This is a genomic window from Acinetobacter sp. YH12135 (assembly GCF_013418565.1).
GTDB lineage: Bacteria > Pseudomonadota > Gammaproteobacteria > Pseudomonadales > Moraxellaceae > Acinetobacter > Acinetobacter towneri.
Genome location: NZ_VPBU01000002.1, coordinates 97441 through 113541, shown reverse-complemented (window position 1 = coordinate 113541; position 16101 = coordinate 97441). Strand labels below are relative to the sequence as shown.

The following is a 16101-nucleotide window of genomic DNA, read 5'->3' as shown; positions in this document are numbered from 1 at the left end:
TATAATAAAATCAATTTCTTGCTTTTATGGATAGGACTGCATCACTGTGGATACTGCACAACGGCCAAACCTGATTATTCGTCAATATCATGACCTGACTGACTATCAAGCTCGCTTTCAGGAAATGAAAGACTGGACTGAACAACGTGATGCAGACAGCCCTGACCAACTCTGGATTTTGCAACATCCGAATGTACTGACCCAAGGGCAAGCAGGCAAAGCCGAACATATTTTAATGGCGACAGATATTCCTTTGGTACAGACTGATCGTGGTGGTCAAGTCACATGGCATGGCCCAGGCCAATTGGTCGCCTACTTCATGTTTGACCTGAACCGTTTAGGCTGGAATGTCCGTACTTTGGTATCTTATGCTGAAAACTTGATGATTGAGCTGCTTAAAAAATACGGCATTGAAGCCTATGCCAAAGCAGATGCACCAGGGGTATATGTCAATGAACGAAAAATTGGCTCACTCGGTTTTAAAATTCGTAAAGGCCGTAGTTATCACGGTTTAGCCCTCAATATTGATTGTGACTTGACTGGTTTTCAAAGTATCAACCCTTGCGGCTATGCAGGTTTGGAAATGGTACGTGTGATGGATTTAGTCAATGACTATCCACATTTTGAAAACTTCTGCGCAGATATCATTGAAACTTTACAAAACAGCGGTTACTTTAATGACGTTCAAGTCATTCACGTATAAATGGCTTTCTTTTCAATAAGAAATAAAATAGAGTATTTACTCTAAATAATGATTTATAACACAGGGATTCAGCGCGTGATTTCAACTAAATCTGTGAAACCCGCTTTGCAACTGGCCTATGTCAAACTCATGATGGATGTGATTGGCAGAGGTTTAGTCATGGCAAGTCAGGTCGATGAAGAAATTAAACAGGAAGTTGCAAAATTCCCCAGCAACTTTGTGTTGTCTATGAAAGTTTTTCCGAATGGTCCAGCCTTTGTTGCCAAAGTCACTGCAGATCATCAATTAGAACTGTTACAGAATACGGCACAAAAACCCGATTTAACCATTACCTTCAAACACTTAAATCATGCATTTTTAGTGTTTTCATTTCAGGAAAGTACCGCACAGGCCTTTGCGCATGACCGCATGATTGCTGATGGTGATGTGTCTTATGCAATTCGCTTGGTACGTTGCCTGAATAAAATGGAAGCACTGATCTTGCCTAAATTACTGGCAGAACTGGCGGTAAAACAATATCCGACTGAACTCAGCTTAAAAGAAAAACTATCAGGTGCAGCCAATATCTATCTAAAAGTTGCCCAATCTTATTTCAAACGGAGTGCATAACATGGCGAAGCCTTATTACGAATTTTTTTGCCCAGTCAAAGTCATTGCAGGTCATGCAGCGCTTGAACATATTCCGTTTGAATTGGCGACACTCGGTTCGCAGCGTCCAATGATCATTACCGACAAAGGTGTGCGTTCCAACAATTTGCTTGCACCGATTGAAGCGGCTTTTGAATCTACCGATGCCGTGATTGGCTATGTTTTTGATGATGTCCCGCAAGATTCAAGTGTGGCAACAGTGCGTCGTGCGGCACAGTTGTACCGTGAAAATAACTGTGATGCCATTATCGCGGTGGGTGGCGGTTCAGTCATTGACACTTCTAAAGCCACCAATATTTTAGTCAGCGAGGGCGGTGATGACTTATTGCAATATTCAGGTGCGCATAACTTACCACGCCCACTGAAACCTTTTTTTGTGATTCCAACCACATCTGGAACAGGTTCAGAAGTGACTATGGTTGCGGTGGTATCCGACACAGAAAAGAACGTCAAAATGCCATTTGCATCGTATTACTTAATGCCACATGCAGCCATTTTAGACCCGCGTATGACGCAAACTTTGCCACCACATTTAACAGCAATGACGGCTATGGATGCCATGACGCACGCCATTGAGGCTTATAGTTGCATGGCAGCCAACCCAATTTCTGATGCTTATGCCACTGCAGCAATTAAAAAAATCAGCAATAACCTGTTCAATGTATTAGACAACCCAAGCGATGAACAAGGCCGTTTGGAATTGGCACAAGCATCTACTATGGCGGGCATTGCATTTTCAAATTCCATGGTTGGTTTAGTGCATTCCCTAGGTCATGCGTTGGGTGCTGTGGCACATTTGCCACATGGACTGTGCATGAATTTATTCTTGCCATACGTGTTGGAATACAACAAAGACGTCAATGCCGATAAAATTGCCGAGCTGCTATTACCGTTGGCAGGCGCAGACGTCTATGCGCAAACCCCTGCACATTTACGTGCCGATAAAACCATTGCGACACTCTTAGCTATTCGTGACCGCTTATATGCACTGACCAAATTGCCACGCACTTTACAAGAAACTGGTAAAGTCAGCGAAGCACAATTAGATGAAGTCGCTGAAAAAGCCCTGAACGATGGTTCGATTATTTACAACCCGAAAGAAGCCAATTTAGAAGAACTCAAAGCTATCTTAAAAAAGGCTTGGTAATTCCTACAAAATAGGCGAACATAGCCGAAAATCTAGCCTGATGTTTTTCTAAACATCGGGCTTTTCATTGGTAGACTGCTGCGTCTGATGTTTTTTCATCAATATGGCGTTTTTTCTGCTAAAAAAGAAAGCAAAGATACTGACAAAGCGCGTCATTATGGAGTAGATTGGCGCGTTTTTACTTTTTATGTAGGGGGGATTGTTCGTCTCAAACAATCCTGAACAAACATGACTGATCCTTGATCAACGATTAAGAGGATAACGCCGTTGACAAATATCTCTGGGACTCAATCGGCAGCTAAACTGCAAAAAACGCTAGGACTCTGGCACATTATTATTATTGGTTTAGCCTACATTCAACCGATGACGTTATTCGACACTTTCGGCTTAGTATCGGAAGAAAGTCATTTTCACGTACCCACATCTTATATTTTTGCACTGGTTGCCATTCTTTTAACTTCTTTAAGTTATGGTCACATGATTCGTCGTTATCCTTCTTCTGGGTCGGCGTATACCTATGCACAAAAATCGATTCATCCCAACGTTGGTTTTATGGTGGGTTGGTCATCTTGGCTAGATTATTTACTCTCCCCAATGGTCAACATCATCTTGGCGGTGATTTATCTGGAAGCCTTATTCCCTGATGTGAATCACTGGATTTGGGTGGTGGTACTCACGGCATTTATGACGGGTGTCAACTTGCGTGGCGCGCGTTTTGTCGCCAACTTTAACAGTATGATCGTTTTGGTACAGTTGGTGGTCATTGGCGTATTTACATGGATGATGTACACCAAACTTCAGGCAGGCTTCAATGCCGATGGTCCAATTACTGCCGAGCAACGTTATCAGTTATGGAGCTTAGAACCTTTCTGGAATGAACTTACTTCGGTAGGCGCATTGATTACAGGTGCAACCCTACTCTGCTTCTCATTTACAGGTTTTGACTCACTCAGCTCGCTTGCAGAAGAAACCAAAGACACTGAAAAAACCTTACCGAAGGCAATGTTCTTAACTGCGCTGATTGCGGGTGTGATTTTTATTGTCAGCACCTATTTCATGCAGATTTTCTTCCCGAATGAACCAGGCAGCTACTTTAAAAATATTGCTGAAACACAGCCAGAAATTCTGCTCTTGGTCGGCGGCTCGTTGTTCCAGTCATATGTGCTTGCCTTTGCTATTGTAACGGTAATGGCATCGGGTATTTCGGCTCATGCGGGCGTATCGCGTTTAATGTACGTGATGGGTCGTGATGGCGTGATCAACAAAAAAATCTTTGGTCATATCAGCCCACGTAGCTATACACCTTCATACAATATTTTAATTGTAGGTGCTGTGGCGTTAACTGCTGGTTTTATGAACTTGGATTTTGTCATTTCATTAATCAGTTTTGGTGCCCTCACCGCATTTAGCTTTGTGAATTTATCGGTGATTTCACGTTATGCGCTACGTGATGGTCGCACCAAAGGCTTTAAAGACATTCTCAATTTTGTGATCGTACCGTTGTGCGGCTTTATTGCAGTCTTTGCTTTATGGCTCGAAGTCGATGAAACTTCATTGAAGTATGGCTTATGGTGGGCGATGTTTGGGGTTTTATACCTCGGTTATAAAACCAAAGGCTTTAAACACCCTGCTCCGCAGCACAATGAGTTTGATGATCGCTAAGACAAATAGCATCTCAACCTCTTAAGATCAGGCGCTTTATGCGCCTTTTCTTATGCCTCAAATGGGTTTCAGCTTTAAAGCAGCAAAATAGCGAAAATAAAAAAGCTAAGTACAATTTTGTCTCAGCTTTTTATCTATCAATGCATACAATTACGATGAAGATAGGATCAAATTTGAAATGAATTGATGCTCAAATTAGAGCAATGCTTTAAAACCTTGCTGACGCCATGCCTCATACACAATCACAGCCGTTGCATTAGACAAGTTTAAACTACGTGAGTTTTCTGCCATGGGTAAACGAATCCAGTGCTGCTGCGGAAACAACATGCGTACGGCTTCTGGCAAACCGCGTGTTTCAGGCCCCATCAACAAGGCAACAGGTCGGTTTAAATCCGAAGTATGTGGTGTTTCTGTGCCTTTGGTGGTTAATGGATAAATCGCATCTAAACCCACGCCTTTGCTGTCTAAATCAGCCAAGCATTGCTCAAGATTGTCCCAAATCTGCATACGTGCCCATTCGTGATAATCCAAACCTGCACGTTTCAGCTTTTTATCATCCAACTCAAAACCTAATGGCTTAATCAAATGTAATTGCGCACCTGTATTGGCACACAAACGAATGATATTTCCTGTATTGGCTGGAATTTCAGGCTCATATAAAACAACGTGGATCACAAATTTTCTCTACTTTTCACAATCCCTCCCCAGCTCCCTTTAGAAAATGTAGGAACTCCCCTCTTTTTAAAAGAGGGGTTGGGGGAGATTCATTACCATTTCAACTGTTCACGTAAATTGACCACTTCACCAATAATGGTCAAGGTAGGCGCCTGAATGTGGTGCTGTGCGACTTTACTGGCAATATCCGCCAACGTCCCCACCACCACTTTTTGTTCAGGGGTCGTGCCTTTAGAAATTAAGGCGACAGGCATATCCGCCCGTTGTCCATGTGCAATCAGTTTTTCACAAATGCTTTCTAAGCCAACCAAGCCCATATACAGCACCAAAGTCTGGTGTTCATACACCAATTCTGACCACGGCAATTCAGGCGAACCTTCTTTTAAATGCCCAGTAAGGAAACGCACACTTTGCGCATAATCTCGATGAGTCAGTGGAATGCCTGCATAAGCCGAACAGCCCGAGGCTGCGGTGATGCCCGGTACGACCTGAAATGACACACCTGCTTCATACAATTCTTGAATTTCTTCACCGCCACGCCCAAAAATAAACGGATCGCCACCTTTTAAACGGCAAACTCGCTTACCTGCTTGTGCATATTTCACCAATAATGCATTGATGCCTTCTTGCGGTACAGCATGGTTAGAACGTGCTTTTCCGACATAGACTTTTTCGGCATCACGGCGACACAATTCTAAAATAGGTGCAGACACCAAACGATCATAAATCACCACATCGGCTTGCTGCATTAAACGCAAGGCTTTTAAGGTCAGTAACTCAGGATCACCTGGCCCTGCACCAACCAAATACACCTCGCCTTTCGGTGTTTGCCATTCCGCTAAAGCCTGTTGGATACTTTGGTTTGCAGCGTCAAGATTGTCGTTGAACACCTGTTCTTTAAGAGGACTGGCATATAGCTCCTCCCAAAAAATACGGCGCTCATCTGGATTTACAATTTTCTGTTTTACTGCGGCACGCCACTGACCTGAAAACTCTGCCAGTTTGCCCATACCATGCGGAATGGTACTTTCCAGTTGTGTACGAATTTGACGTGACAATACAGGCGATGTGCCATTACTCGCGACTGAAATCACCAAAGGCGAACGGTCAATGATGGCAGGCACCATAAAACGGCAATGTGGTGGATCATCAACACTATTGACCAGCACATTTTCGGCTTCGCAAGCTGCAAAAACTTGCTGATTGACCAAATTGTTATCCGTTGCAGCAATCACCAAACGATAGTGACGTAACGCAGTAGATGGACTAAAAACATCCTGTACATACTGCCCCTGACTTTGTTGCACCAGTTGCAATAAATTGACATCAATTTCAGGGGCAAGCACATCAACTTTTGCGCCCGCTTTAGCCAGTAACACCGCTTTGCGATAAGCAATATGCCCACCGCCCACAATCAGACAAGGTTGCTGCTGCAACTTTAACGAGATTGGAAAAATATCCACACTAAACCTCAATATTTAAATCTGATTGTAAGCAATTTCATCCTAAGTCGACCTGCACTCAACTTAGTCAATAAACTCTAAACCGCCCATGTACGGACGTAATACTGCAGGAATTTCAATCGAACCATCGGCACGTTGATAGTTTTCCATAACAGCCAATAAAGTACGTCCTACCGCCAAACCTGAACCGTTTAATGTATGCACAAATTCAGTTTTCTTTTGGTCGGCACGGTAGCGTGCTTTCATACGACGCGCTTGGAAATCCCCCATGTTTGAGCATGATGAAATTTCACGGTAAGTGTTTTGACTTGGCACCCAAACTTCTAAGTCATAGGTTTTGGTTGCGCCAAAGCCCATATCGCCACCACATAGAATAATTTTACGGTACGGTAAACCAAGTGCCTGCAAAATACCTTCTGCATGTCCAGTCAATTCTTCTAAAGCCTGCATTGAGGTTTCTGGTTTTACAATCTGCACCATTTCGACTTTATCAAATTGGTGTTGGCGGATTAAACCACGAGTATCGCGACCATAAGAACCTGCTTCGCTGCGGAAACAAGGGGTATGAGCGGCATATTTTAATGGCAAGCGTTCAGGATCAATGATTTCATCACGCACAAAGTTGGTTACTGGAACTTCGGCAGTTGGAATTAGATAGTATTCTTTTTCACCTTGTAGCTTGAACAAATCTTCTTCAAATTTAGGCAGCTGACCAGTACCACGCAATGAATCTGCATTGACCAAATACGGTACATACGCTTCGGTATAACCATTTTGAACAGTATGCGTATCTAACATGAACTGTGTAATCGCACGTTGTAAACGCGCCAATGGCCCTTTTAAAACACTAAAACGAGAACCTGTTAATTTGGTTGCAGTTTCAAATTCCAAACCACCCATTATTTCGCCAAGGTCGGTATGATCTTTAATTTCAAAATCAAACTGGCGTGGTGTGCCCCATTTCAATACTTCTACATTATCAGCTTCGTCTTTACCTTCAGGCACAGACTCATCTGGCAAGTTTGGAATAGACAATGATTTAGCTTCTAACTCATCTTGTAACTCTGCCAAAGCCACTTCAGCGGCTTTGATTTCATCGCCAATAGCAGCCATACGCGCCATAATTTCAGAAGCATCACCACCTGCTTTTTTAATCTGACCGACTTGTTTTGCGCCCGAATTACGCTCTGCCTGTAATGCTTCGGTTTTAGATTGCAATTCTTTACGACGTGCTTCAAGTGCTGCCCACTCTGCCACATCTAATTGCACACCACGTTTTGCCAAGGCTAAATTTACAGCCTCAATATTATTTCTGAGTAATTTCGGGTCAATCATAGCCAATCTTGGAATAAGAAAAAAACTGGCTATAGTGTAAGCGCTTCGGGTTAAAAAATACAGTAACCCGATTCACTGCTGCACCTTATTACAGCAATCTCTGCGTATTTTTGTGCAATTTTATTGGCGAGGATACTGCGGCAAACTTGGCAAATATTCAGGCTTAATTAATTTTTCCGTCGCATAGTAAGGCAGAATCAACTCAGGCATACCTTCTGCATAAGATGCTAATTCATACAACGGATAGACAAAGACCAAACCATTAGCGCCATAATAAAAATTATCGCTCAATTTAAACTTTTCACGGGAAATATCATGTTCATTTAACCAATTATAATTATGGTTAAACAATTCTTCGGTCATTTTGGCTTCCGTATTGGGCAGCATAATATCTTGCAACGCCAAACGCTTTTTCTGTTTTAAATCAAAAGTCACAAATTCTTGGTGATGGATACCATGCGCCGCACCCGCAGGGTAACTGTAGCTTTGCAAACTAAACGTCGCTAAATTGGCATGTTGCCCGATATATCGCACATAGCTTGAACTCTGACTCAGCCGCATAGGATCAGTTTCTTCTACCTTTGGCGTTGCAGTTGATGCCGCAGCTTTTGAAAATGCAATTGGGTCTGCCTTTTGCAAGCGCTGCATAAAATATTCATCAATCCACGCCACATTGGTTTTTACCGTCTGAATATCGTAAGCAGTACAACCACCTTCATCACAAATTTGCTGTTGTGGCAATTTAAGCGCCACCACTTTAGCTTGAATCACAGGAATATCAGCTGCGATAGATGCAGGCGCAGCTTGCTCTGCTTCGGTTTTAGAAGTTGCCTCACTCTTTGGCTGACATGCAGTCAATAGCAATACTGAACTTAAAGCGACAGCACCCAAAAACACCTGTGATTTTAAATATTGCATTAAATTCCCCTCAGCCACGATTCACAAAGTCTAATGATTTGAAATGCAAGCCTGCACAAATCTTGCGATAAAATTGGTTCAATTGAATTAGTCAAGACTATAGATAACTCTTGCTGTTCAATCCTAGAGCAGTTGTGTAACGGAATAATCGGTGGATAAAACTGTTTAAAATTACTACTCAAATTTTTGCGTGATTATTTTTATTTTTTCATTATAAATCAAAATTTTGATAACAAATCCTTAATATAAAATAATGATCTGTGATGACTCAATCTATATCCCGCATACTGCAAAATATGAATTATCCCGAGATTTATCCACAGAAATTGTGGATTTCTCAGGAAGAATATTCAAATAAATTTCCGCTATGCTGAAGCTGAAAACCTTCTCCCTGTGGGAGAAGGCTAGAAAGGGATAGCAAATTATGCTTTTAAAAGAACGTATAAAACATTCAATTATTGATCAATAATGTCCGTGCCTTTTGGCGGCGTGAAATTAAAAGTCGATGCAGGAATTTTGGCATTGACTTTCACATTGTTAAAACGCACATGCGTGGTTTGTCCCAATGAATCCTGCAAAATCATTAAGGTTGGCGCGTTACGTGCACCAAAACTAATGGTTAAACTTTGAAATACGCCATCATCACTTTTTGGGTATAAGGTGTAATAAGTCTTTGACTTATTCGGCTGGGTCACACGATACGACTGCATGATTTGATTGGTATTGCCCGAAAGCAACAACGCAGGCGTATTTGCCACTTGATCATCTAGGCTTTGGCGTACAGCTTGTTGTAAGTCTGGGTCATAAATCCATACGGTTTTACCCGTAGTCACAATTGTTTGTTTGGCTGGACTGGTGGTTTCCCAAAAGAATTTACCCGGACGCTCAACTTTCATAACCCCTTTAAAATTCTGGTTCATGTGCTGTGCCGATAAACCACGGTTTGGCAAAGCCTTGCCATTGTTGCTAACTTTTGTGGTTTGCTCAAAATTGGCGGTAAAACTTTTAATACCATTCAATTGTTTAACAAGGTTTGCTGTCGCTTGTTGCTCCGATGCTGCCACTGGCGCAGCAAACACTGTAGTACTCATGATTGGCGCCAAAGTGGTTGCACCCAATGCCACAGCACACATCGTTTTACGAAGCATATTCATAGATTCACCTTTTTATATTTGCTCAATCGCAATGTTTTGGATGTCCCATCTTAAACCAATTTCTGGCGCTAATATGATAGAAAATAAGAAGTTTTGTATGCTTATTAATATAAAATGTAGAAATTTATCCATCATGATGAAGAACTAAAAGTTATCCTTTGACCCTAATTTTCCATCATACAAGCATAAAAAAACCCACAATCACTTGTGGGTTTTTTCACTATTTCAGCTTACGCTTCAACAGATACGTAGCGACGGCCAAATTGACCTTTCACTTCGAATTTTACTACGCCGTCAGCAGTAGCAAATAAAGTATGGTCACGGCCCATACCTACGTTTGCACCAGCGTGGAATTCTGTACCACGTTGACGAACGATGATGTTACCAGCAGTTACAGTTTGACCACCGTAAACTTTAACACCTAACATCTTAGGATTCGAATCACGACCGTTCTTAGTCGATCCACCGGCTTTTTTAGTTGCCATGTCTATTTACTCCTAGTGATTAGCCTGCAATACCAGTAATTTTCAACTCGGTAAACCATTGACGGTGACCTTGTTGCTTACGGTAGTGTTTACGACGACGCATTTTAACAATACGGATTTTGTCGTGACGACCATGACCAACCACTTCTGCAGTTACTTTAGCGCCAGCAACAACTGGAGCACCGATTTGAACGTTGTCACCGTTTACAACCATTAATACGTCATCAAACGTAATAGTTGCGCCAGTTTCAGCTTTCAATAATTCAACTTTAAGGGTTTCACCCTCAACAACACGGTGCTGTTTACCACCGCTTTGGATTACTGCGTACATAATGTACTCCAAACATGCCCGTGTCGTCGTGCCGATAAAGGGATATATCGATCTTAAAACGAACGCCACTGGGGGTTATTCAAGGGCAAAGATTTTAAGCGATATTCGCACAAACAACAAGCCATTTACGGCAATTATTGCACAACAAGGTTGATTATTTAATACCCAGCCGCGTAAATGACTTTCTGCAGCCTCATCCATATTCAATGGATCAATCAATACAGACAGATTGTGTTGGCGTAAACTGCTGTGCTTGTTAAAATCATGCCCAACTTGAGCAAATAACTGAATTTACCCACAAAGTTATTGACTTCGTTTTCTAGTAGAATTAACAATTACAGCATTTGGCAGGTGCCTAACTATTGCATTCATTGCGTTATTTTCGCAGACTTAAGCAGTTTTCTTGGCTGTAACATAAGTTACAACTGATTCAACTAAGTTGTCATTCAATATTATTGAGGTTTCTCTTCACATGACCATCGACTTTAAGCAAGACATTCTCGCCCCTGTTGCTTCTGATTTTGCCGCGATGGATACATTTATTAATGAAGGGATTACCTCTAAAGTCGCGTTAGTGATGGCGGTTAGTAAGCATGTGGTCGAAGCTGGCGGTAAGCGCATGCGTCCAATTATGTGCTTACTTGCTGCCAAAGCTTGTGGTGCAGAAGATTTAGAGCGTCAACGTAAACTGGCTGCAATTATTGAAATGCTGCATACCGCAACTTTGGTGCATGATGATGTGGTGGATGAGTCTGGTTTACGTCGTGGTCGACCTACTGCTAACGCCACTTGGAATAACCAAACAGCGGTTTTAGTCGGTGACTTTTTAATCTCCCGCGCCTTTGACTTATTGGTCGATTTAAACGATTTGGTATTGCTAAAAGACTTTTCTACAGGGACTTGTGAAATTGCCGAAGGTGAAGTTTTACAATTACAGGCACAGCATCAACCTGACACTACAGAACAAATTTATTTAGACATTATTCACGGCAAAACTTCACGTTTATTTGAACTTGCCACTGAAGGTGCAGCAATTTTAACAGGCACGCCACAGTACCGTGAGCCGTTGCGTTTATTTGCAGGACACTTTGGCAATGCCTTCCAAATTATTGATGATATTTTAGATTACACATCAGACGCTGAAACATTAGGTAAAAATATTGGCGATGATTTAATGGAAGGCAAACCAACTTTGCCTTTAATCTCTGCATTAAGAAATACCACTGGCGAACAACATCAAATTATTCGTCGCAGTATTGCGACAGGTGGTACTTCTGACCTCGATCAGGTTATTGCCATTGTGCAGTCCTCTGGCGCTCTCGATTATTGCCGCCAACGTGCCACAGAAGAAACAGAAGCCGCTATTGCCGCTTTAGAAGCACTGCCAGACTCGGAGTATCGTCAGGCCTTAAAGAATTTAGCCTTATTGGCTTTACATCGCATTCAATAATTTAAGCAGCTTATGCATATAAAACTCAACGATTTATTTAGAAAAATGCAAGAACAGCTGGATACACCAAAAGCTGTTCTGGATGAAAATCTGCTGATTGAACTGGTCAATCGTATCCGTCCAAGTGACACTCAAGATTTAGAAGAAACTCATCAAAAGTTTCAAGCTTTCTTACAAGCCTTGCTGCTGACACCCGATGCCAGCTCAACCTTGCAACATTTTGTTTTACGTCTAATCAATCAATACAAACAAACCAGTTTATATGCCGACACGGGAATTTTATCGCTCGATGGTTTTTGGAATCAGTTGTTTCAGCGTTTGGGCGCGCACTTTTTACCGCTGATTAATGATGAAAGCCAACTGCAAGATTTAGTCCGTCGAGTTTTTCCACTACGTAGTGATAAATACTGGCTCGACAATATTGAAGATACCGAATGGCAGCAATTATTTACTTTACTGAATCGCGGACATGGCGGACAAACACAAAAACGCCTGATTCGCAGTGAAATTATTAAAGCTCTAACAGTGCTGTCATATCGGGTCAGCGGCATTGGTTTATATCCTGAATTTATTAGTGCCTATCCCGAACTAAGTGAATATGATTCACCTTTTTTGGCACAAAACCGCGAAATCAACGAGTTTATTCAGCTTTATAAAGTTGCCGATCAACAACACGATCAAATCAGTGCCATTCAACCACCCGATGCCTCTCAAGCTTTGGTGATGATTGACCAATGTCATGATGTCAGCAGTAAAATTCGTCGTGCCACCAAACGAACTGGCGTCAGCATCAGTCTGACCTACTTATTGTCTTTACTTGAACAATGTTTAGAGCGGATTGAACTGTTGCTGAATTTAATCGTGGCGCAAGACAAAGTCCGTTATGTTTCGGCAGGACAATTACTGGTAGATGTAACTGCGGCATTGTATAGCGAACGCAGTGTACGCTCCTTGCTTGCAGAAAACAGTGAGTTAATTGCCTTACAAGTCACTGAAAATGCTAGTAAAACGGGTGAGCATTATGTAAGTACCGACAAAGACGGCTTTTGGGGCATGTATAAAGCTGCGGCAGGTGCAGGTGTTTTAATTGCCACGATGGCGACTTTAAAAACCCTCGCCTCGCGTTTAGTGCTCGCTCCGATGATGCAGGCCATCATCAACAGCATGATTTATTCATTTGGTTTTATGCTGATTCATGTCTTGCACTTTACTGTTGCCACCAAACAACCCGCAATGACTGCTGCAGCATTGGCTTCTACGGTACAGCATCGTAAAGGCTCTAAAATGGCACAAATTGCCGAACTTGCTGCCTTAATTATTAATATTATCCGCACGCAGTTCGTCGCCATTTTGGGCAATATCTCGATTGCCATTCCAGTCGCAGCCTTAATTGCTTTTAGTTGGGATGCCATGTTGCATGAACCGTTGATGTCACATGCCAAAGCATCCAATATGCTGCACGACTTGAATCCGTTTACTTCACTTGCCATTCCACATGCCGCCATTGCAGGGGTATTTTTATTTCTGTCTGGTTTGATTGCAGGTTATTTCGATAACATGGCCGTGTATCGTAAAGTCGGGCCACGCCTAAAAGCCCATCTGCATTTAAAAAAGCTACTCGGGCAAGAACGTCTCAATATATTTGCCAATTATATAGAACGAAACTTAGGGGCTTTGGCAGGTAATTTCCTGTTCGGGATTATGCTCGGCAGTACCGCCACACTGGGTTATATTTTGGGTTTACCGATTGATATTCGCCACATTGCCTTCGCTTCTGCCAACTTTATTCAGGGTTTAATGAATATTAATGGCTCACCTGAAATTGGCCTGATTATTGTGTCCTTTTTAGGCGTACTGCTAATTGGTTTAACCAACTTATTTGTCAGCTTTACTTTAACCATTATTGTGGCATTGCGTGCGCGTCGGGTACGTTTTGAACAGTGGAAACCTTTGGCAAAATTGGTGCTGACTCACTTCTTAACCCGTCCAAGTGATTTCTTTTGGCCACCGAAACAACCAATTACAGTGGATGACGATGCATCCTCAAATACTGAACGAAATGCTAAAATTTAGTGCACATTTACATTGCGCACAAAGTAACAAAAAAAGAAATTCTTCTCATTTACATTGGCTTGAAATAAAGTGTACTGACTAGTACACTTTATTCCATTCATCAACCGTGCTCAAATCGGTTAAACTTACAGGGATTTTTAGCATGCCTAAAATACTGCTTTATCTCGGTAGTTTACTATTTATAATCAGTGTGTTAGTACTAAACATTCCAAGTTGGCAACAATTTGATGTTGCCAGTGTGGAGTTTTTAAGTACCCAGCGCACCGCACATTTGAATCAATTGGCAATCACACTTTCTGTATTAGGTGGCATGCCATTTGTATTATTTTTAACCTGCCTATGGTGTTTCTATTTGGCATGGTATAAAAAATACACAAAAATTGTTTTTATCAGTGTAGGACTGGTCGTAAGTATTGCGCTTTCATGGCTGCTCAAATACCTATTCGCGCGACCTCGCCCGCCTGAAGCATTGCATTTGGTGGAAACTTTTGGCGCATCATTTCCAAGCGCTCATAGTTTTTATGCTGCAACTTTAGGTTGTTTGGTGATTTACCTGAGTTTGCAACATCCAGCGCATAAAATTTTGTCTGTGTGCGCGTGGTTATGGATGTTGCTGATGGGCATTTCCCGTGTGTATCTGGGAGTGCACTATCCTTCAGATGTCCTCTCTGGTTGGAGCATAAGTTTTATTTGGATCACATTGTGGTATCTGTTTTGCGCTCAATATCTGCAAGACAAACCAATACATAAGTTTAGATAAAAATCTAATAGAGGTGAAAGAATGATGTCTGCAAAGCTTTGGGCTCCTGCCCTGACTGCTTGCGCATTAGCCACAAGTTTAGCACTTGTGGGTTGTAGCAAAGATCCAAAAGATGCACAGCAAGCAGGTGCAGCTCAGGAAATGCCACCGACTGAGGTTGGCGTACTGGTGGCACAGCCACAAAGCGTGGAACAGTCTGTAGAACTGTCTGGACGTACCACAGCCTTTGAAATTTCAGAAGTTCGCCCACAAACCAGTGGTGTGGTTCTGAAACGTTTATTTACCGAAGGCAGCTACGTGCGTGAGGGTCAGGCGCTTTATGAAATTGACTCACGTACCAACCGTGCCAGTCTAGACAGTAGCCGTGCAGCACTCACCCGCCAGCAAGCGCAATTGAATGTGTTACGCATTAAAGAAGGTCGTTACCGTCAGTTGGTAGGCAGCAATGCAATCTCTAAACAAGAATATGATGACATTGTGGCACAGGTAAAACTTGCCGAAGCCGATGTTGCTGCGACTCAAGCAGAAGTACGCAATGCCGAAATTAACCTAGGCTATTCGACTGTACGTGCCCCAATTTCAGGGCAAACTAACCGCTCTACTGTGACTGCAGGTGCATTGGTTACGGCTAGTCAGGCGGAACCATTGGTGACGATTCAACGCTTAGACCCAATTTATGTAGACATCAATCAGTCCAGCGCAGAATTACTACGTTTACGTCAGCAATTGAGTCAGGGCAGTTTAAACAGCAGCAACAACACCAAAGTGAAGTTAAAACTTGAAGATGGCAGCTACTACCCTGTTGAAGGTCGTTTGGCTTTTTCTGATGCCAGCGTGAACCCAGAAACAGGCACCGTAACTTTACGCGCCGTGTTCCCAAATTCAAATCATTTATTATTGCCAGGGATGTTTGCCACTGCGCAAATTGTGCAAGGTGTGATTCCTAACGCGATCTTAATTCCACAAGCTGCGATTAGCCGTACCCCAACAGGTCAGGCAATGGCAATGATTGTCAATGCCAAAGGTATCGTTGAGCCGCGTCCTGTAACCACAGTTGGTACGCAAGGCAGCAACTGGATTGTGACTGAAGGTTTGCAAACTGGCGATAAAGTGATTGTCGAAGGCATTGCCAAAGTAAAACCTGAACAGCAAGTGGTCGCTAAGCCGTATCAACCGCAAGGCGCTGCTCCTCAAGCTGCACCTGCTGCACCAGCAAAATCGGGGGATGCCAAACCAGCCTCAGAAGCCCAAGCAACTGAATCAAAAGCTACTTCAAATACATAAGGAGTAGACGTTA

15 protein-coding genes are annotated in these 16101 nt (G+C 42.5%); 8 read left to right on the top strand and 7 right to left on the bottom strand.

Annotated elements, in window-relative coordinates; translation table 11 throughout:
• The first annotated feature begins 46 nt into the window (after positions 1–46).
• The 4 genes from lipB (at position 47) to FTU70_RS02215 (ending at position 4160) form a co-directional block, all read left to right on the top strand.
• Positions 47–703, top strand: a complete 657-nt coding sequence (gene lipB, locus FTU70_RS02230; protein ID WP_180059953.1) for a lipoyl(octanoyl) transferase LipB — start codon at positions 47–49, stop codon at positions 701–703.
• A gap of 75 nt (positions 704–778) precedes the next feature.
• Positions 779–1312 (top strand): hypothetical protein, encoded by a 534-nt coding sequence (locus tag FTU70_RS02225; protein WP_026438100.1) that lies wholly within the window; start codon positions 779–781, stop codon positions 1310–1312.
• Between the two features lies 1 nt (position 1313).
• Complete coding sequence (locus FTU70_RS02220) at positions 1314–2498, top strand: iron-containing alcohol dehydrogenase (protein WP_104853139.1); 1185 nt, start codon at positions 1314–1316, stop codon at positions 2496–2498.
• 267 nt (positions 2499–2765) lie between these two features.
• A complete protein-coding gene (locus tag FTU70_RS02215) occupies positions 2766–4160 on the top strand; it encodes an APC family permease (RefSeq protein WP_131260687.1) in 1395 nt (464 codons plus the stop codon).
• 195 nt (positions 4161–4355) lie between these two features.
• Here FTU70_RS02215 and FTU70_RS02210 read toward each other — a convergent pair whose 3' ends face one another.
• From FTU70_RS02210 to rplU, 7 genes are all read right to left on the bottom strand, one after another.
• The gene (locus FTU70_RS02210) at positions 4356–4835 is read right to left on the bottom strand and encodes a tRNA (cytidine(34)-2'-O)-methyltransferase (protein ID WP_004972260.1); all 480 of its coding nucleotides are present in this window, start codon (positions 4833–4835) and stop codon (positions 4356–4358) included.
• A gap of 92 nt (positions 4836–4927) precedes the next feature.
• The gene (gene cysG, locus FTU70_RS02205; protein WP_131260688.1) at positions 4928–6298 is read right to left on the bottom strand and encodes a siroheme synthase CysG; all 1371 of its coding nucleotides are present in this window, start codon (positions 6296–6298) and stop codon (positions 4928–4930) included.
• A 63-nt stretch (positions 6299–6361) separates the two neighbouring features.
• On the bottom strand, positions 6362–7633 hold the full coding sequence (serS, locus tag FTU70_RS02200; RefSeq protein ID WP_004972265.1) for a serine--tRNA ligase: 1272 nt from the start codon (positions 7631–7633) through the stop codon (positions 6362–6364).
• Between the two features lie 120 nt (positions 7634–7753).
• Positions 7754–8551 carry an RsiV family protein gene (locus tag FTU70_RS02195; protein WP_154320981.1) on the bottom strand — a complete coding sequence of 266 codons (798 nt, stop codon included), beginning with the start codon at positions 8549–8551 and terminating at the stop codon, positions 7754–7756.
• Positions 8552–9006: 455 nt separating this feature from the next.
• Positions 9007–9705 (bottom strand): outer membrane lipoprotein chaperone LolA, encoded by a 699-nt coding sequence (gene lolA, locus FTU70_RS02190; protein ID WP_179990204.1) that lies wholly within the window; start codon positions 9703–9705, stop codon positions 9007–9009.
• Between the two features lie 230 nt (positions 9706–9935).
• Positions 9936–10190: a 50S ribosomal protein L27 gene (gene rpmA, locus FTU70_RS02185; protein WP_004760935.1), complete on the bottom strand. Its 255-nt coding sequence runs from the start codon at positions 10188–10190 to the stop codon at positions 9936–9938.
• Between the two features lie 19 nt (positions 10191–10209).
• A complete protein-coding gene (rplU, locus tag FTU70_RS02180) occupies positions 10210–10521 on the bottom strand; it encodes a 50S ribosomal protein L21 (protein ID WP_004972275.1) in 312 nt (103 codons plus the stop codon).
• Positions 10522–10993: 472 nt separating this feature from the next.
• Here rplU and sdsA point away from each other — a divergent pair, with 472 nt between their 5' ends.
• The 4 genes from sdsA to FTU70_RS02160 all read left to right on the top strand — a co-directional run bounded on the left by sdsA (position 10994) and on the right by FTU70_RS02160 (position 16088).
• Positions 10994–11971 (top strand): All-trans-nonaprenyl-diphosphate synthase, encoded by a 978-nt coding sequence (gene sdsA, locus FTU70_RS02175; protein WP_104853134.1) that lies wholly within the window; start codon positions 10994–10996, stop codon positions 11969–11971.
• Between the two features lie 12 nt (positions 11972–11983).
• Positions 11984–14044 (top strand): site-specific recombinase, encoded by a 2061-nt coding sequence (locus FTU70_RS02170; RefSeq protein WP_167845837.1) that lies wholly within the window; start codon positions 11984–11986, stop codon positions 14042–14044.
• 142 nt (positions 14045–14186) lie between these two features.
• Positions 14187–14804 carry a phosphatase PAP2 family protein gene (locus FTU70_RS02165; protein WP_004972280.1) on the top strand — a complete coding sequence of 206 codons (618 nt, stop codon included), beginning with the start codon at positions 14187–14189 and terminating at the stop codon, positions 14802–14804.
• 21 nt (positions 14805–14825) lie between these two features.
• Complete coding sequence (locus tag FTU70_RS02160; protein WP_179996898.1) at positions 14826–16088, top strand: efflux RND transporter periplasmic adaptor subunit; 1263 nt, start codon at positions 14826–14828, stop codon at positions 16086–16088.
• Positions 16089–16101: the final 13 nt, after the last annotated feature.

Coding starts and splice junctions, on each gene's coding strand:
- FTU70_RS02220 (WP_104853139.1), top strand. CDS start 1,314: ATGGCGAAGCCTTATTACGAATTTTTTTGCCCAGTCAAAGTCATTGCA.
- serS (WP_004972265.1), bottom strand. CDS start 7,633: ATGATTGACCCGAAATTACTCAGAAATAATATTGAGGCTGTAAATTTA.
- FTU70_RS02195 (WP_154320981.1), bottom strand. CDS start 8,551: ATGCAATATTTAAAATCACAGGTGTTTTTGGGTGCTGTCGCTTTAAGT.
- lolA (WP_179990204.1), bottom strand. CDS start 9,705: ATGAATATGCTTCGTAAAACGATGTGTGCTGTGGCATTGGGTGCAACC.
- rpmA (WP_004760935.1), bottom strand. CDS start 10,190: ATGGCAACTAAAAAAGCCGGTGGATCGACTAAGAACGGTCGTGATTCG.
- rplU (WP_004972275.1), bottom strand. CDS start 10,521: ATGTACGCAGTAATCCAAAGCGGTGGTAAACAGCACCGTGTTGTTGAG.
- sdsA (WP_104853134.1), top strand. CDS start 10,994: ATGACCATCGACTTTAAGCAAGACATTCTCGCCCCTGTTGCTTCTGAT.
- FTU70_RS02170 (WP_167845837.1), top strand. CDS start 11,984: ATGCATATAAAACTCAACGATTTATTTAGAAAAATGCAAGAACAGCTG.
- FTU70_RS02165 (WP_004972280.1), top strand. CDS start 14,187: ATGCCTAAAATACTGCTTTATCTCGGTAGTTTACTATTTATAATCAGT.
- FTU70_RS02160 (WP_179996898.1), top strand. CDS start 14,826: ATGATGTCTGCAAAGCTTTGGGCTCCTGCCCTGACTGCTTGCGCATTA.